We start from the raw sequence: 18,107 nt of genomic DNA, 5'->3' as shown, positions 1-18,107 counted from the left end.
GTAGTACTCACCAGTAACCAATTTCCGGCAGAAACCTCCAATTTCCTTATGCCACTCTTAGTGCAGCCGATAACGCCCTTCGGCGCGGCCCGCGCAAGCCGGGTCAGCCAAGGCATGGCCGGAATGACCGGGGGGCTCGGTCGGCATGTTGACGGCATCCAGGGGCAGCGCGGCTCTGACACCTGAGCGGATGAGCGCTATTGAGGGAGAAACACACGTGACGATCTATGAGCACCATCGAGTCTCGGCCGACCGCGATGGGTTCGCCCCGGACACGCACGCGCTCGTCGATCGCCTGACTGCCGGCGAGGCGTACGCGGTCGCATTCGGCGGCCAGGGTGGCGCGTGGTTGGAGACGCTCGAGGAGCTGGTGTCGTCGTCGGGTATCGAATCCGAGCTGACCACCCTGGCCGGTGAGGTCGACCTCCTGCTCGAGCCGGTGGCCAACGAGCTCGTCGTCGTGCGACCGATCGGCTTCGAGCCGCTGCAATGGGTCCGCGCGCTGGCCGCCGAAGACCCGGTGCCGTCCGCCAAGCACCTCACCTCGGCCGCAGTGTCGCTGCCCGGTGTGCTGCTCACCCAGATCGCGGCGATCCGCACCCTGGCCCGACAGGGCATGGACCTGGTCGCCACCCCGCCGGTGGCCGTCGTCGGCCATTCGCAGGGCATTTTGGCGGTCGAGGCACTGAAGGCAGCCGGCGCCCGCGACATCGAGCTGCTGGCGATGGCTCAGTTGATCGGCGCGGCCGGCACGCTGGTGGCCCGCCGGCGCGGGATCTCGGTGCTGGGCGATCGTTCGCCGATGGTGTCGGTCACCAACGCCGACCCCGAGCGGCTCTACCGCCTGCTCGAGGAGTTCTCGCAGGACGTCCGCACGGTGCTGCCGCCGGTGCTCTCCATCCGCAACGGCCGGCGTTCGGTCGTCATCACCGGCACGCCCGAGCAGTTGTCCCGCTTCGAGCTGTACTGCAAGCAGATCTCGGAGAAGGAAGAAGCGGAACGCAAGAACAAGCTCCGCGGCGGCGACGTCTTCGCGCCGGTCTTCGACTCGGTTCAGGTCGAAGTGGGCTTCCACACCCCTCGACTCGCCGACAGCATCGACATCGTCGGGGAATGGGCGGAGAAGGTCGGCATCGACGTCGACCTGGCTCGCGCGATGGCCGAGGCCATCCTGGTCCAGCCGGTCGACTGGGTCGACGAGGTGATCCAGGTCCACGAGGCCGGCGCGCGCTGGATCCTCGACCTGGGCCCCGGTGACATCCTGACCAGACTGACCGCGCCCGTGATCCGCGGACTCGGCGTCGGCATCGTGCCCGCGGCGACCCGCGGCGGTCAGCGCAACCTCTTCACCGTCGGCGCCGTTCCCGAAGTCGCCCGGCCGTGGTCGAGCTACGCGCCGACGGTGGTGACCCTGCCCGACGGGCGGGTCAAGCTCTCCACCAAATTCACCCGGCTCACCGGCCGGTCGCCGATCCTGCTCGCGGGAATGACGCCGACCACCGTCGACGCCAAGATCGTCGCCGCCGCTGCCAACGCGGGCCACTGGTCCGAGCTGGCCGGCGGTGGCCAGGTCACCGAACCGATCTTCAACGACCGCGTGGAGGAGCTCGCCGGGCTGCTCGAGCCGGGCCGCACCTACCAGTTCAACTCGCTGTTCCTCGACCCCTACCTGTGGAAACTGCAGGTCGGAGGGAAACGGCTGGTGCAGAAGGCTCGCCAGTCGGGTGCGGCGATCGACGGGCTCGTGGTCAGCGCTGGAATCCCCGAGCTGGAAGAAGCCGTCGAGCTGATCGACGAGCTCAACGAGATCGGCATCTCGCATGTCGTGTTCAAGCCGGGCACCGTCGAACAGATCCGCTCGGTCATCCGCATCGCCACCGAGGTGCCGACCAAGCCGGTCATCATGCACGTCGAGGGCGGACGCGCCGGTGGCCACCACTCCTGGGAAGACCTCGACGACCTGCTCCTGGCCACCTACTCCGAGCTACGGTCGCGGCCCAACATCACCGTCTGCGTCGGTGGCGGCATCGGCACGCCGGAGCAGGCGGCGGAATACCTGTCCGGGCGCTGGGCCCAGTCCTACGGCTTCCCGCTGATGCCGGTCGACGGCATCCTGGTCGGCACCGCGGCGATGGCCGCCCTCGAGGCCACCACGTCGCCGTCGGTCAAGCAGATGCTGGTCGACATCCAGGGCACCGACCAATGGGTGGGTGCTGGAAAAGCGCAGGGCGGCATGGCTTCTGGCCGCAGCCAGCTCGGCGCCGACATCCACGAGATCGACAACACCGCCTCGCGCTGCGGCCGGCTGCTCGACGAGGTGGCCGGTGACGGCGACGCGGTTGCCGACCGGCGCGACGAGATCATCGCCGCGATGGCCAACACCGCCAAGCCGTACTTCGGCGACATCGGCGAGATGACCTATCTGCAGTGGCTACAGCGCTACGTCGAGCTGGCCATCGGCGACGGCGACAGCACCGCGGACACCGCCGCCCCCGGCAGCCCCTGGCTGGCCGACACCTGGCGTGACCGGTTCGAGGCGATGCTGCAGCGCGCCGAGGCGCGGCTGCACCCGCAGGACTCCGGGCCGATCGACACGCTCTTCGACGACCCGGAACTGCTGGAGCGCCCGGCCGAGGCGATCGCCGCGCTGGTTGCGGGCTACCCGGACGCCGCCACCGTGCAGCTGCACCCGGCGGACGTGCCGTTCTTCGTCACGCAGTGCAAGACGCCGGGCAAGCCGGTGAACTTCGTGCCGGTGATCGACAAGGACGTACGCCGTTGGTGGCGCAGCGATTCGCTGTGGCAGGCACACGACGCGCGCTACGACGCCGACCAGGTCTGCATCATTCCGGGCACCGCGGCCGTCGCGGGTATCACCCGGCTCGACGAGCCCGTCGGCGACCTGCTGGACCGCTTCGAGCAGGCCGCGGTCGACGACGTGCTCGCCACCGGTACGACGCCCACCCCGGTCACCGCGCGACGGCAGGGCCGTCTCGACGTGCGGGGTCCGCTGGCCACCGTGCTCGACGCACCGGATGTGTTGTGGGCCAACCGCGTTGCCACCAACCCGGTGCACCGCATCGCCGACCCGGCCGACTGGCAGGTGCACAACGGCGACTTCGACGGGCTTGAGGGGCCGCGGGCGACCCACTCGTCGACCGGCGCGCGCCTGCAGACCGACGGCGAGCAGGTCGTGCTGAGCGTTCCGATCGCCGGGGTGTGGATCGACATTCGATTCAGCCTGCCCGCCAACACCATTGACGGCGCGATCCCGGTGATTCGCACCAAGGACGCGATCGAGGCGATGCGCTCGGTGCTGGCGATCGCCGCCGGTGCCGACGGGCCGGACACCCTGCCCCGGGTGCACAACGGCACCGCGACGGTGACCGTGCCGTGGGATCCCGAACGGGTCGCCGACCACACCGGGGTCACGGCGATCTTCGGCGACCTGCTGGCGCCGACGCTGACCACCGTGCCCGACGCGTTGGTCGGCCGGTGCTGGCCCGCGGTCTTCGCGGCCATCGGCTCCGCTGTCACCGGCTCCGGTGTACCGGTTGTCGAGGGTCTGCTGAGCCTGGTGCACCTGGACCACGCGGCCCACCTGGTTGCCGCGCTGCCCAAGGTGCCGGCTGAATTGACCGTCACCGCAACCACTTCGGTGGCCTTCGATACCGAAGTAGGCCGAGTCGTCCCGGTCTCGGTGACCGTCACCGATTCCTCCCGCACGGTGCTCGCCACCATGGAAGAGCGGTTCGCCATCCGCGGCCGCACCGGGCCCGCCGAGCTGACCGATCCAGTTCGCGCCGGTGGCGCGGTCTCCGAGAACGCCACCGACACCCCGCGGCGCCGCCGGCGTGACGTCACGCTGACCGCGCCGGTCGACATGCGGCCCTTCGCGGTGGTCTCCGGAGACCACAACCCGATCCACACCGACCGGGCGGCAGCACTGCTGGCCGGCCTGGACTCGCCGATCGTGCACGGCATGTGGCTGTCGGCGGCCGCGCAGCACGTGGTGACCGCCACCGACGGCCAAGCCCGCCCGCCGGCCCGGCTGATCGGCTGGACGGCCCGGTTCCTGGGCATGGTCCGCCCGGGCGACGAGGTCGACTTCCGCGTCGACCGGGTCGGAATAGACCGTGGCGCCGAGGTTTTGGAGGTCGCCGCCCGGATCGGTTCGGACCTGGTGATGTCGGCGACGGCGCGGCTGGCGTCGCCCAAGACGGTCTACGCGTTCCCGGGCCAGGGCATCCAGCACAAGGGCATGGGCATGGACGTCCGCGCCCGCTCCAAAGCCGCCCGCAAGGTCTGGGACGACGCGGACAAGTACACCCGCGAAACCCTGGGCTTCTCGATCCTGCACGTGGTGCGGGACAACCCGACCAGCCTGATCGCCAGCGGCGTGCACTACCAACACCCCGAGGGCGTGCTGTACCTGACCCAGTTCACCCAGGTCGCGATGGCGACGGTGGCCGCGGCTCAGGTCGCCGAGATGCGCGAGCAGGGCGCCTTCGTCGAGGACGCGATCGCTTGCGGCCACTCCGTCGGCGAGTACACCGCGCTGGCTTGCGTCAGCGACGTCTACGGCCTGGAAGCGTTGCTGGAGACCGTGTTCCAGCGCGGGTCCAACATGCACGACATCGTGCCGCGCGACGAGCTGGGCCGGTCCAACTACCGGCTGGCCGCAATCCGGCCGTCGCAGATCGACCTCGCTGACGCCGACGTTCCGGCGTTCGTCGAGGAGGTCTCGGTACGCACGGGTGAATTCCTGCAGATCGTGAACTTCAACCTGCGCGGCTCGCAGTACGCGATCGCCGGCACCGTCCGAGGGCTCGAGGAGCTCGAGGCCGAAGTCGAGCGTCGGCGTGAAATCTCCGGCGGCAAGCGGTCATTCATCCTGGTGCCGGGCATCGACGTGCCCTTCCACTCGGAGGTGCTGCGGGTGGGTGTCGCCGAGTTCCGGCGTTCGCTGGAACGGGCCATGCCGCACGGCAAAGACGCCGAGATGATCATCGGGCGCTACATCCCGAACCTGGTGCCGCGGCCGTTCAGCCTGGAGCGTGACTTCATCCAGGAGATCCGGGATCTGGTACCGGCCGAGCCGCTCGACGAGATTCTGGAGAACTACGACTACTGGCGCAACGAGCGGCCGTTCGACCTGGCCCGCACGCTGATCATCGAGCTGCTGGCGTGGCAGTTCGCCAGCCCGGTCCGTTGGATCGAGACCCAGGATCTGCTGTTCACCGAGGAGGCCGCCGGCGGTCTCGGTGTGGAGCGGTTCGTCGAGATCGGCGTGAAGTCGGCGCCGACCGTCGCGGGTCTGGCGACCAACACGCTGAAGTTGGCCGAATACGCCCACAGCACAGTGGAAGTGCTCAACGCCGAGCGCGACGCCGCGGTGTTGTTCGCCACCGACACCGACCCCGAGCCCGAGGACGTCGTGGACGTGGTGCCGGCCGCGCCAGAGGCCGCAGTGACGTCCGCCGAAGCAGCGCCCGCCGCCGCTCCGGCCACGCCGGTGGCTCCGTCGGGTGCTCCGAGGCCGGACGACATCGGGTTCGACGCCGCCGACGCGACGCTGGCCCTGATCGCGCTGTCGGCCAAGATGCGCATCGACCAGATCGAGGAGCTGGACTCCATCGAGTCCATCACCGACGGCGCGTCCTCGCGACGCAACCAGTTGCTGGTCGACCTGGGTTCGGAGCTGAACCTCGGTGCCATCGACGGCGCCGCCGAGGCCGACCTGGCCGGGCTGCGGGCCCAGGTGACCAAGCTGGCTCGCACGTACAAGCCTTACGGCCCAGTGCTTTCCGATGCGATCAACGACCAGCTGCGCACCATCCTCGGACCGTCCGGCAAGCGGCCCGCCGCGATCGCCGAACGGGTCACCAAGACCTGGGAGCTCGGCGCGGGCTGGGTCAAGCACGTCACGGTCGAGGTCGCGCTCGGCACTCGCGAGGGCACCAGCGTCCGTGGTGGTTCGCTGGGGAACTTGCACGAGGGTGCGCTGGCGGACGCCGCCGCGGTCGACAGCGTCATCGACGCCGCTGTCACGTCCGTGGCGGCCCGCCGGGGCATCGCGGTGGCCCTGCCGTCCAGCGGCGCTGCGGGCGGCGGCGCGACCGTCGACGCGGCCGCGCTCGGCGAGTTCACCGAGCAGATCACCGGTCGCGACGGGGTGCTCGCGTCGGCGGCCAGGCTGGTGCTCGGTCAGCTGGGTCTCGACGAGAAGGTGAGCGCGCCGCCGGCTGCCTCCGACGCCGAGCTGATCGATCTGGTGACCGCCGAACTCGGCGCCGACTGGCCGCGGCTGGTGGCTCCGGTGTTCGACGGCAAGAAGGCTGTCGTGTTCGACGACCGCTGGGCCAGTGCGCGCGAAGACCTGGTCAAACTGTGGCTGTTGGAGGAAGACGAAGCCAACGCCGACTGGGCCCGCCTCTCCGAACGCTTCGAGGGAGCCGGCCACGTGGTGGCCACCCAGGCCACCTGGTGGCAGGGCCGGGCGCTGGCCGCCGGGCGGCAGATCCACGCTTCGCTGTACGGCCGGATCGCCGCCGGTGCCGAGAACCCGGACCCCGGCCCGTACCACGCCGAGGTCGCCGTGGTCACCGGTGCATCGAAGGGTTCGATCGCCGCGTCGGTGGTCGGCAAGCTACTCGACGGCGGCGCCACCGTGATCGCCACCACGTCCAAGCTCGACGACGACCGGCTGGCGTTCTACCGCAACCTCTATCGCGACCATGCCCGCTTCGGTGCGTCGCTCTGGGTGGTGGCGGCCAACATGGCGTCCTACTCCGACATCGATGCGCTTGCCGAGTGGGTTGGTAACGAGCAGTCCGAAAGTCTTGGGCCGCAGTCGATTCACATCAAGGACGCTCAGGTTCCGACGCTGCTGTTCCCGTTCGCGGCACCGCGGGTGGTGGGCGATCTGTCCGAAGCCGGTTCGCGCTCGGAGATGGAGATGAAGGTGCTGCTGTGGGCCGTGCAACGGCTCATCGGCGGCCTGTCCAAGATCGGTGCCGAGCGTGACATCGCCTCGCGGCTGCACGTGGTGCTGCCCGGCTCGCCGAACCGCGGCATGTTCGGTGGCGACGGGGCATACGGCGAGGCCAAGTCGGCGCTGGACGCCGTGGTGACCCGCTGGGGAGCCGAGTCGTCGTGGGCGCAGCGCGTCAGCCTGGCCCACGCGCTGATCGGCTGGACCCGCGGTACCGGGCTGATGGGTCACAACGACGCGATCGTCAGCGCGGTCGAAGAAGCCGGTGTGACAACGTATTCCACCGAAGAGATGGCCGAGATGCTGCTCGGGCTCTGCAACATCGAGTCGCGGGCCGCCGCGGCCCGGTCGCCGATCAACGTGGATTTCACCGGTGGACTCGGCGATGTCGACCTGGACATGGCCGAACTGGCAGCCAAGGCCCGCGAGGAGATGACGGCGGGCGCGGCCACCGAGGAGGACGACTCCGACGCGGGCACGATCGCCGCGCTGCCGTCGCCGCCGCGCGGCTTCAACCCGGCGCCACAGCCGGTCTGGGACCGCCTCGACATCGACCCGTCGGAGCTGGTGGTCATCGTCGGCGGCGCCGAACTCGGCCCGTACGGCTCGTCCCGGACCCGCTTCGAGATGGAGGTCGACAACGAACTGTCGGCCGCCGGTGTACTCGAATTGGCTTGGACCACCGGGCTGATCAAGTGGGAGGACGATCCCACACCGGGCTGGTACGACACCGACTCCGGTGACCTGATCGACGAGGCCGAGTTGGTCGAGCGCTACCACGACGTGGTGGTCGATCGCGTCGGCATCCGCGAGTTCGTCGACGACGGTGCGATCGACCCCGATCACGCCTCGCCGCTGATGGTGAGCGTGTTCCTGGACAAGGACTTCACCTTCGTCGTCTCCTCGGAGGCCGACGCCCGCGGGTTCGCGCAGTTCGACGCCGAACACACAGTGGTGCAGCCGATTCCGGGATCGAGCGACTGGCAGGTGACCCGCAAGGCGGGCACCGAGATCCGGGTTCCGCGCAAGACCAAACTGTCCCGGACCGTCGGCGCGCAGATCCCCACCGGCTTCGACCCGACGGTGTTCGGCATCAGCGCAGACATGGCCAGCTCGGTCGACCGGGTGGCGCTGTGGAACATCGTCGCGACCGTCGATGCGTTCCTGTCGTCGGGCTTCACCCCGACCGAGTTGATGCGATGGGTGCACCCGGGCCTGGTGGCCAGCACCCAGGGCACCGGCATGGGCGGTATGACGTCGATGCAGACGATGTACCACGGCAACCTGCTCGGCCGGAACAAGCCGAACGACATCTTGCAGGAAGTCCTGCCGAACGTCGTTGCCGCGCATGTGATCCAGTCCTACGTCGGTAGCTATGGCGCGATGATCCACCCGGTCGGCGCGTGCGCGACGGCAGCGGTCTCGGTCGAAGAGGGTATGGACAAGATCCGGCTCGGCAAGGCCGAGTTGGTGGTCACGGGCGGGTTCGACGACCTGACGCTGGAGGCCATCATCGGCTTCGGCGACATGGCCGCCACCGCCGACACCTCGATGATGCGCGGCAGGGGAATCAGCGACGCGAAGTTCTCCCGGCCCAACGACCGTCGCCGGCTCGGCTTCCTGGAGGCCCAGGGCGGCGGCACGATCCTGCTGGCCCGCGGAGACCTCGCGGTCAAGATGGGTCTGCCGGTGCTCGCGGTCGTCGGTTACGCGCAGTCGTTCGCCGACGGTGTGCACACCTCGATTCCGGCTCCCGGCCTGGGCGCGCTGGGTGCCGGTCGCGGCGGCAAGAACTCGCCGTTGGCGCGGGCGCTGGCCAAACTCGGCGTCGGCGCCGACGACGTCGCGGTGATCTCCAAGCACGACACCTCGACGCTGGCCAACGACCCCAACGAGACCGAGATGCACGAGCGGCTGGCCGATTCGATCGGCCGGTCCGACGGTGCGCCGCTGTTCATCGTGTCGCAGAAGAGCCTCACCGGGCACGCCAAGGGTGGCGCTGCGGTCTTCCAGATGATGGGCCTGTGCCAGATCCTGCGCGACGGCGTGATCCCGCCGAACCGCAGCCTGGACTGCGTCGACGACGAACTCGCCGACTCGGCACACTTCGTGTGGATCCGCGAGACGCTGCGACTCGGGGACAAGTTCCCGCTCAAGGCCGGTCTGGTGACCAGCCTCGGGTTCGGCCACGTCTCCGGCCTGGTCGCTCTGGTGCACCCGGAGGCCTTCTTGGCCACCCTCGACGCCGGTGAGCGCGCGGACTACCAGCAGCGGGCCGACGCTCGCCTGCTGGCCGGACAGCGTCGACTGGCCTCGGCGATCGCGGGCGGGCGGGCAATGTACGAGCGGCCCGCCGACCGTCGGTTCGACCACGAGGGGTCGGAGAAGCGTCAGGAGTCGGCGATGTTGCTCGACGCCGATGCGCGGCTGGGTGACGACGACGTCTATGGCCGCTGAGTGATCCGATAGGTTTCTCACCATGAGCCGTGTCGGCGACGATGCAGAGCTCAGCGATGAGGAGGAGCGACACCCATGGGCATCGTCGGAGTGGGGATAGACCTGGTCTCCATTACTGAATTCGCCGAGCAGGTCGATCAACCCGGGACCGTCTTCGCCGAGACCTTCACGCCGGGTGAGCGGCGGGACGCCTCGGACAAGAGTTCGTCGGCGGCCCGCCACCTGGCGGCCCGGTGGGCGGCCAAGGAGGCGGTGATCAAGGCCTGGTCCGGGTCGCGATTCTCGCAGCGGCCGGTGTTGCGCGAGGACATCCACCGCGACATCGAGGTGGTCACCGACATGTGGGGACGGCCCAAGGTGCGGCTCAGCGGCGACATTGCCACGCACCTCAAGGACGTGACGATCCACGTGTCGTTGACGCACGAAGCCGACACGGCGGCGGCGGTCGCGATCCTCGAGCTGCCCTAGATACACGGCTTTTACCGCCCAAATCGACATCAGCGTGGTCGCCTCTCGCGCTTTTGCCCGCCGGCGTCGATCTCGACCCTAGAACCAACCGCTAGCCTCGACGTCATGAGCGATCTCGTCGAGCGCGTACGCGAGTTGTTGCCGTCGGTGCGCGACGATCTGGAGAACCTGGTCCGCATCCAATCGGTGTGGGCCGACCCGGCACGGCGCGACCAGGTGCACCGCAGTGCCCAGGTCACCGCTGACCTGTTGGCGCAAGCCGGTTTTGGTGACGTGCAGATCGTCAGCGAAGGCGGCGCGCCCGCCGTCATCGCCCGGCACCCGGCACCGCCCGGCGCGCCGACCGTGCTGCTGTACGCCCACCACGACGTGCAACCCGAAGGCGACCCGGACCAGTGGGTCTCGCCGCCGTTCGAGCCGACCGAACGCGGCGGGCGACTCTACGGTCGCGGTAGCGCCGACGACAAGGCCGGTATCGCAACGCATTTGGCGGCCTTCCGGGCCCATGACGGCAATCCGCCGGTCGGAGTGACGGTATTCGTCGAAGGCGAGGAGGAGTCGGGATCGCCGTCGCTGGGCCGGCTGCTGGCCGCTCACCGTGACGTGCTGAAGGCCGACGTCATCGTGATCGCCGACTCCGACAACTGGACCACCGAGGTCCCGGCGCTGACGGTGTCGCTCCGCGGGCTGGCCGACTGCGTGGTCGAAGTGGCCACCCTCGACCACGGCCTGCACTCCGGGCTGTGGGGCGGAGTGGTGCCGGACGCGCTGATGGTGCTGACTCGCCTGCTGGCCGGCTTGCACGACGACGACGGCAACGTCGCGGTCGCCGGCCTGCATGAAAGCACCGCCGCGGCAGTCGATTACCCCGCCGGGCGAGTGCGTGAAGAGTCGGGCTTGCTCAACGGCGTCGGCGAGATCGGTGCCGGCTCGGTGCCGCAACGCATGTGGGCCAAGCCGGCCATCACGGTAATCGGCATCGATACCACTTCGGTTGCGGCGTCATCGAATACGCTGATTCCACGCGCCCGTGCGAAAGTGAGCATGCGGGTTGCACCGGGCGGCGACGCGGCCGCGCACCTCGACGCGCTCACCGCCCATCTGGAGCAGCACGCGCCCTGGGGCGCGCACGTCACGGTGACACCCGGGGACGTCGGCCAGCCGTACGTCATTCATGCGACAGGACCCGTCTACGACGCCACGCGGGCCGCATTCCGGCAGGCTTGGGGTACCGAACCGATCGACATGGGCATGGGCGGGTCGATCCCTTTCATCGCCGAATTCGCCGCGGCCTACCCGGACGCGGCGATCCTGGTCACCGGCGTCGAGGATCCGGCGACGCAGGCGCACAGCGTCAACGAGAGCCTCGACCTGGGCGTGCTGGAAAAGGCCGCGACCGCCGAAGCGCTGCTACTCGCGAATCTCGTGAACCTTGAGTAGCTGAACGCCCCTAGGCGGTGTCCTCTTTCTGGAACGTGTCTGCGCGTAGGAGCACGAGGTGCTGTCGATTGGATGATCGGCGCTGCTTGTGCGGCGGCCTGCTCGTCGTGCGAGGTGAGTCACACAAGTAGGCCACGAGTAAATACTGCGCCTGCGATAGCCGCGACCCGATCGAACGCAAATCGTCGCACGGGGAGTGCCCTCGGCTATGTAATGCGACGTTCGAACGGCTGGGCGTTATCGGTGGAGTCGACAGGACGAGGGCCGCGGCCAGTGCTCAACCGTGGGGCCGCGACGGCCTAGCGATCCGACCGAACACCTCGCGATTCAGATTTCGAAAGACACCTGCCGCGACCAGTCGGGCGCCCCCACGCAAGGCGGACGAGTCACCCTCGACTTGCAGAGCGCCAGCGAGGGTTTGAAGCACGGCGCTGAATGCAGTGCTATCGGTAGCAGCTTCTGCGGCCTGGACGCTGAGTTCGAATGCGGCGGATTTAGGGTCGGCCGGCGGCGTGGCCGCTGGTGGTTGTCCTGGGGGGCGAGGCAGCACAAGCGAACGTTTGCCGGTGCGGCCCGGCACCGCTGCGGACGCCCAATCCGTCCGCACTCCAAGAACATCAGAAGTCCCACCAGTAACTTGCAGTAGCTTTCGGCGCGCCAGCTAACAGCTGTAACAAGCTGGATTAGCCGTATCAAACTTGGTCTGTCGAGGTAGTTTGTTTCCGTCAAAACCTTACTGATTAGGCGAGAACCATGATCTTGAAATTAGCTACGGCCGCCGCCATGGTCAGTGCCGCCACTGTCGGCCTGACGCCTGTAGCAAACGCCGACGCGAACCCTGGCTGCACCAATGACCTGTGGGGATTCCTGGGCAGCCAGACGCGCACGATCTGCGATGGGCCGAGGAATGCCGACGGTAGCTGGGTGCGGTTTCGCGTCGTCTGGGTTCCGGCGCACAACGTGCCGGTACGCACTAGCTGCGGGTCCTACAGCTGCACCACCACCGGGGGCTACTTCCAACCGCAGCAGGTCTTCGAACAGGTGAAGTATCCGGTCACCGACAACACGATTGTGCCCGGTGAGCCCGGATGGTTGCCGCCGACCTTCACCGACGCCGGTGGTTTCACGCCGATAAACTTCAACTAGTTATCGACGCGAGAGCGCTACCTTTAATCAATCTGGGCTGGGCGCTTTTAGGTACTCGCCGTCGCGCGGCACGTCCAGCGGGGTTGATCGCATCGTAATGGCGCGTCGGCGTCTTAAAACATGTCCGACCGCTGGCACAGGATCCTTCGACAGCTGCGAGCTCATGATCCTGAAACACCGTGACAATACTAAATTTCCGATCATCGAGGTCTCGTCCTAGACGGACAGCTCCCGGCGCAGCTTGGCGACGTGCCCGGTGGCCTTGACGTTGTACTGCGCCCTACTCTAGTCAACATGGAAACGCTCCGCGCCGTCGTCGGCGCTCGTGTGTCTCACCTGGACGACGACAGGGACAGCACCCGCAAAGTGTCACACCTGGCGCAGACCGAAGAGGGCGAACGCTGGTCGAAGACCAGGGCTACAACGTGGTGGGCTTGTTCGAGGATCTTGGCGTCTCGGCAGGGAAGACAACTCCGTTCGAACGCCCGGACCTTGGGAAGTGGCTGGCGCCTGAGCGGTTGCATGAGTGGGACGTGCTGGTGTTCTCCAAAATCGACCGAGCGTTCCGGTCTACCAATGACTGTGTCGAGTTTGCGAAGTGGATCAAGTCGAACCGTAAGATCCTGGCCTTCGCCGGGGACGGCGTAGTCCTGGACTACCTGCACCCGGAGAAGGATTCGCTCGACCAGATGATGAGTGAGTTCTTCATCTACGTCGGTTCGTTCTTCGCCGCCATAGAGCTATCGCGCTTCAAGACCAGGGCCACCGACCGCCTGGACTACCTCCGGATGACCGACCGCGTGAGTCACGGCGTGGCTCCGCTGGGATTTCGGACCGTGAAGCACCCCTGCGGGAAAGGGAAGGCGCTGGAGCGAGACCCTGAGGGTTACAACCTGCTTCACCAGATCAAGACCAAGCTGGTTGACGAGAACATGTCACTGACGGCCATCGTTCGATGGCTGCATGACCCTCGATGTCTTGTGGTGCACGAGGATAAGAAGATGCGGCACGTCGAAGGCTGCGAATGCCGACATACCAATGTCGGCAGGGCGCGCGGGGCTGACAAGTATTGGTCGGTCGCCACACTTAAGCGGGTGTTGACCTCCCAGCGAACCCAGGGCTACCGGACGATGGCGGTATTCGAGCCGGCACCCACTAAGAAAAACCCGGACAACAAACGCAGGACGGGGGAGAAGCTGGTCCTCGATCCCGAAGGCCAGCCAATCCGGATGGCTGAGCCGACGTTCACTGGAGAGGAATGGCAGCGTATAAAGGGCGCGCTGGGGGACCGTAGCGCCAGCGGTAAGGCACGGCAGATGACGCCGAACCCCCTGGCCGGCGTGGGTTACTGCGTCTGCGGGTTCTCGCTCGCGCGTCATCGAAGAAAATCCTCTAGCGGCAAGATGCACACCTACGTCCGTTGCGGTCGCCCCCTGACGGGCTGCCGGGGAGCGGTGACGCTGGAGAGGGTGGAGAGCTTCCTGGAAGAGCAATTCCTCGACGCCTACGGCGACCACGAGATGATGCGGATGGTCCTCATCCCCGGCGAGGATCGCAGCGAGGATTTGAGGCAGACCGAGCAGTCGCTGGAGCGGCTGCGGTGGGAGTCGGATAGCGGACTGGTCGATGACGAGGAGCTATACAAGTCCCGGCTGGCCGCGCTGGTGGCGCGGAAATCTGAGCTATCGGCCAACGCCGTCGTCCCTGCACGCTGGGAGCCGCAGGGGACGGGCAGAACGTACCGGGAACTGTGGAGCGATGAGTCCACCGACCGCCGTCAGGTCTTGAGGGATTCCGGTATCCGGCTGGTCTTGCACTTTCCGCCGAGGGGTACGACGACCCAGACCAAGGTGATTCCGTGGGGGATCGAGCTACCCGAGGGATGGCCCGAACCGGTGTTGACGGAGGAGCAGCAGGCCATCCGGGACGCCCTGGACGCTATGAACGACGACCCGACGATCCGCGGAGTAAATGTGCGTGACGATGGAACCGTGGAGGCTGTGGGACCTGAGTGACGGTGGCAGATTAGTGGAGTGTGTCCGGGCATAGCTCGTGCTGCGCCGCCGCCACTATCCCTCTCGCATCCGAGGGGGATACCGAGGAGCCGACCTGTTCGGGTGTCATCCCGGCGTGCAGCATCTCGCACGCGTGCAGGCCGTAAGACACTCGAGTGGCGTCGTCGTACGCCATCACGAATGTGCCGTGGTCCCGCAGGTAGGCGAGGTAGCTGTTGGCGTCGGCGTTCGCCGCAGGGGAGAACAGCAGAAACGCGGCACCCACCAGGGGAACTAACAGCAGCTTCATGGGCTTGGAGCTTAGTTCCGTTCTGCCGCGTCAGAGCCCGAATAACTGCAGCTCCCAACGCACCAGATCGAGCGCCGTTCTCACGGCTGGGTCGTCGGGGTCGAGCCCTTCGGGCTCGGATCGCCTCGCGTTCGTCTTCGTCCATGCCGGATTAGACGCCGCTAGAGTCGTTCGGGTTCCAGAGGAATAGAACGCCTGTCAGGTCGTTGGAACATGTGGAGGGCACTGCCCTCCATGTCGGTGTAGTCGAACAAAGGATCCCTTTACGCAACAGCCCGTCCTGGTGGCGAGCTCAATCGCTCTAGGAGGCTATGTAGATGAAGGCGTACGGAAGCGGAACCGCAGGCGGCTATGCCGAATGTGACCCCCGTCCACAGTCTCGGATCGACCCGAACGGAGTAATCCGTGAAGCGGCCCTTAAGAGTTTGGGACGTAAAGGTGCCCTGAGCACCGCCACCCTGAGAGCGATGCAGGCCAGCGCTGACGGCATAGCGGCGTGGCGTGCCGCCCACCCGAATGCCGTGCAGGTCTGGTGGACCGTGCACGGTTACGTCGTAGGGTTCCGCGACACGAAGACCTACTACGGAACGTGTCAGCGCTGCGGGCGACCAATTACAGTCACCCGACCTTGGACCGGCAATGGCCTGATGAGCGATGGTCGCTGGCCGTCGTACTGCGATGGCGACTGCCGCGAGCAGGTGGCGAGCGAGCAGGCCGATGCAGATGCAATACCGAAGCGAAAGCGCATGAAGCGGAAGCGCCAGCAAGATCGCGAGGACCGGAATCTGGAGTTCACTAGCCGGGGCCTCGCACCCCCGCGTCAGGGCTACGCTGGCGATATAGAAGGGCTGCGAAAGGCGCTAGAGGCCGAATCGGCGGCCTGGATTTCGTTGCAGGAACGACCTGACAGCACAGTGCAGCCAGTCCCCATCTACCAACGCTGAGCTGGTCTTCTGTGCGGAGGCTTTTACTACCATAAGTAGGAGGGCGGGAGAGAATTCCCTGCTCCCGCCTACAAGCTTGGCCTTGGCCCCGGTGACACCACCGCCGGGACCGGGGCCTTTTTCATCGGCTTCAAGCCATCGCCACGTAATGAGGGCCGCGGATGCGGCCACGAACCCAGAGAACGCAGCGTGCCGCTGCAATACCGCCCCGGTCGTCCGGTGAGGAATGAGTCAAACGATGTATCCACCATGCAAAAAGCCAGATCACCGCAGCGCCGGCCGCTACAACGGGTCGTGCCGAGGATGCCGTAACGAGGCATCGGCACGTTACCGCGCCGACCTGATCGCCAGCAGGCACCGCCTGCGGAAGATCGAGGCCGCGCTGGCTTCGTAGCGTAGCCAGCAACACAATCTCGCCGATCCGATTCGGGATCGGCTGAGCGCGGTCGTCGTTTTTCTCCTTTGGCGACGACCTGCGAAGTCCAGCGGTCTGGTAGCCGGTGGCATTTCCCAGGGTGGGGAACGGTGGCGGCTCCGGATTGCCCTCCGGAGTCGTCACCACCACCCCAACAACACCACAAGATGTACCCGGCAACCGTCGGGTCCGGTCGCCAGCATTCGAGCTGGGGGCCTAAAAGTGCTGCCTAGATGGCAGCCGACGAAAGAGGTAACACCGTGCACAGAGCAAAGTACGACGACCAGGACACTTGGCCGATCAGCGCACAGCGTGAGATTGCCAAGCTAAGGGCGGAATCGGGCGGCTACCGCGTCGCCCGCAACCAAGCCCGTAGGGATCTGGCTGCCGCCCAGGCCGAGGTGGCATCACTTTGCCTAGACGTGGCCGACCTTCGGGCCGGCATCATCCCGCAGGGTGCGTGATGACCGCCGAGTTCTCCAAACTGACTTGGCTACAAGATGCCCGTCTGTACATGAAGGACCTGTCCGGTACGCAACGAGCTGTGTTGGATGAGATTTTCGACCGATCCAACGCCGAGGGCAAGAACGCACATCCCGGTCGTGAGCGGCTTGCGGAAGTGGCCAGCGTCGTCCCCGATCAGATCACCCGGGTACTCCGACAACTCCGTGACAAAGGTCTAATTCACCTAACAGCCAAAGGCAACCGCCGCACCCACGAAGCCGATGTGTACGAGCTTCGATTACCCGACATGGATCATCCGACATCTGGCGGGTCATCATCCGACATGTCGGATGATCTGACCAGCAACAATAGAAGTACAACAGATCCGGATCCAACAGATCCGGAGATGTTGGTTAGGGAACTACCCGACACCTTCGGCATCGGGTCAACAGATCAGGACTCGACCAACAAGGTCGAGGACGATCCAGACCTTCCCGACCACTTTTCGGCGGTCGGTCAGGTCGATCTGGATCGGCAACGAAGCGAAGCACGAAGTGATGAGCCCTGGACGGAGCCGCCAGGCGAAGTCCAGGAAAGAGAGTCGGCTTCGCCGACAATGGCCGCGCTAGTCGCGGCCCCTGACAACCCGATCGAAAAGGAGACGCCTATGTACACCTCACCCGCGATGCAGGAGTTCATCCGCTCCCAGGATGCCAAGTGGGCTGCGATCGACGCGGCGGCTAGGGAGAAGACGACCGATGGTCGCGTCGAACTTGCCGACCCGTGGGGATACGTCCCGGATCTGAATAAGCCGCTGGAGTGTGTCTGGTCCGAGTAGGCCACCACCACCAGCACCACCCCCGACTGCCCGCCTGCACCACAGGCGGGTTTTTTATGCCCACCCACCGAAGGAGAACCATGACCAATCCACTAGAAGCTGCCATCATCCGCGCCGCTACCGAAGGCGGTGGCCCGGAGGTCACCTACCAGATCACTGACAACACCACAGTCCAGCTCACCGAGGGTGACGGCCACATGCTGGCCGGCAGCACCATCACTGCGTGGGTCCGTCCTGATGGGCGGGATGAGTAGTGGCTAGGCCATATCAGGCCAACGCCTTCGTCGGCCACGACAGCCCGTTCATCGGATCCAAGGAAGTGCCGCAGGAGCGACGGGATGCCGCCTACGAGGCATACCTGGAGGCGTCCGAGTTCGTCACCGCGAAGTCCCGCGAGGCGGGCTCGGTTCCCTGGTGGGAGGACGCCGAGCGTACTGCCGGCGTAGCTCGCAGGCTCGGGCTCGCTGCGGACACCTCCGTCGACGTTTTGCGTCGCTGTTTATTCGATCGCCGCTACCCGTGATCCCGGCTACCGCCGCCGTACTCGGTTCGCTGCTCACCCTCGCCCACCACTACCGAACCACCAGGAGTCCCCGATGAAACGCAACCTAGACGCGAAGCCCGAGACCCTGCGACAAGCAATCCGCTGGGAGACCA

At 66.6% G+C, this 18,107-nt stretch carries 10 protein-coding genes; 9 read left to right on the top strand and 1 reads right to left on the bottom strand.

Annotated elements, in window-relative coordinates:
- The first annotated feature begins 217 nt into the window (after window positions 1-217).
- From ACZYW1_RS22500 to ACZYW1_RS22480, 5 genes are all read left to right on the top strand, one after another.
- On the top strand, window positions 218-9,451 hold the full coding sequence (locus ACZYW1_RS22500; RefSeq protein ID WP_463788660.1) for a fatty acid synthase subunit beta domain-containing protein: 9,234 nt from the start codon (window positions 218-220) through the stop codon (window positions 9,449-9,451).
- A gap of 75 nt (window positions 9,452-9,526) precedes the next feature.
- Window positions 9,527-9,919, top strand: coding sequence for a holo-ACP synthase AcpS (gene acpS / locus ACZYW1_RS22495; RefSeq protein WP_463788659.1), 393 nt, complete (start codon window positions 9,527-9,529; stop codon window positions 9,917-9,919).
- 105 nt (window positions 9,920-10,024) lie between these two features.
- A complete protein-coding gene (locus ACZYW1_RS22490) occupies window positions 10,025-11,359 on the top strand; it encodes a M20/M25/M40 family metallo-hydrolase (protein ID WP_463788658.1) in 1,335 nt (444 codons plus the stop codon).
- A 753-nt stretch (window positions 11,360-12,112) separates the two neighbouring features.
- The gene (locus ACZYW1_RS22485) at window positions 12,113-12,505 is read left to right on the top strand and encodes a CDGP domain-containing protein (protein WP_463788657.1); all 393 of its coding nucleotides are present in this window, start codon (window positions 12,113-12,115) and stop codon (window positions 12,503-12,505) included.
- A 425-nt stretch (window positions 12,506-12,930) separates the two neighbouring features.
- A complete protein-coding gene (locus tag ACZYW1_RS22480) occupies window positions 12,931-14,520 on the top strand; it encodes a recombinase family protein (RefSeq protein ID WP_463788656.1) in 1,590 nt (529 codons plus the stop codon).
- A gap of 10 nt (window positions 14,521-14,530) precedes the next feature.
- Here ACZYW1_RS22480 and ACZYW1_RS22475 read toward each other — a convergent pair whose 3' ends face one another.
- On the bottom strand, window positions 14,531-14,809 hold the full coding sequence (locus ACZYW1_RS22475; protein ID WP_463788655.1) for a DUF732 domain-containing protein: 279 nt from the start codon (window positions 14,807-14,809) through the stop codon (window positions 14,531-14,533).
- A 1,619-nt stretch (window positions 14,810-16,428) separates the two neighbouring features.
- On the opposite strand from ACZYW1_RS22475, the gene ACZYW1_RS22470 reads away from it, so the two are divergent.
- The 4 genes from ACZYW1_RS22470 to ACZYW1_RS22455 all read left to right on the top strand — a co-directional run bounded on the left by ACZYW1_RS22470 (window position 16,429) and on the right by ACZYW1_RS22455 (window position 17,973).
- Window positions 16,429-16,632: a hypothetical protein gene (locus tag ACZYW1_RS22470; RefSeq protein WP_463788654.1), complete on the top strand. Its 204-nt coding sequence runs from the start codon at window positions 16,429-16,431 to the stop codon at window positions 16,630-16,632.
- The gene (locus tag ACZYW1_RS22465) at window positions 16,632-17,450 is read left to right on the top strand and encodes a helix-turn-helix domain-containing protein (protein WP_463788653.1); all 819 of its coding nucleotides are present in this window, start codon (window positions 16,632-16,634) and stop codon (window positions 17,448-17,450) included. Before ACZYW1_RS22470 ends, ACZYW1_RS22465 begins: the two co-directional genes overlap by 1 nt.
- An 80-nt stretch (window positions 17,451-17,530) precedes the next feature.
- On the top strand, window positions 17,531-17,704 hold the full coding sequence (locus ACZYW1_RS22460; RefSeq protein ID WP_463788652.1) for a hypothetical protein: 174 nt from the start codon (window positions 17,531-17,533) through the stop codon (window positions 17,702-17,704).
- A complete protein-coding gene (locus ACZYW1_RS22455) occupies window positions 17,704-17,973 on the top strand; it encodes a hypothetical protein (protein WP_463788651.1) in 270 nt (89 codons plus the stop codon). The genes ACZYW1_RS22460 and ACZYW1_RS22455 overlap by 1 nt, the downstream gene beginning before the upstream one ends.
- Window positions 17,974-18,107: the final 134 nt, after the last annotated feature.

The sequence above is a fragment of the Mycobacterium sp. IDUB_36 genome (genome assembly GCF_055419225.1).
Note: the sequence above shows the minus strand (reverse complement) of the source record. Positions and strands in the feature narration are given on the sequence as shown.

What these genes read in the sequence shown, in the direction of transcription:
- ACZYW1_RS22460 (WP_463788652.1), top strand. Translation starts at nt 17,531, where the DNA reads ATGACCAATCCACTAGAAGCTGCCATCATCCGCGCCGCTACCGAAGGC.
- ACZYW1_RS22465 (WP_463788653.1), top strand. Translation starts at nt 16,632, where the DNA reads ATGACCGCCGAGTTCTCCAAACTGACTTGGCTACAAGATGCCCGTCTG.
- ACZYW1_RS22485 (WP_463788657.1), top strand. Translation starts at nt 12,113, where the DNA reads ATGATCTTGAAATTAGCTACGGCCGCCGCCATGGTCAGTGCCGCCACT.
- ACZYW1_RS22490 (WP_463788658.1), top strand. Translation starts at nt 10,025, where the DNA reads ATGAGCGATCTCGTCGAGCGCGTACGCGAGTTGTTGCCGTCGGTGCGC.
- acpS (WP_463788659.1), top strand. Translation starts at nt 9,527, where the DNA reads ATGGGCATCGTCGGAGTGGGGATAGACCTGGTCTCCATTACTGAATTC.
- ACZYW1_RS22475 (WP_463788655.1), bottom strand. Translation starts at nt 14,809, where the DNA reads ATGAAGCTGCTGTTAGTTCCCCTGGTGGGTGCCGCGTTTCTGCTGTTC.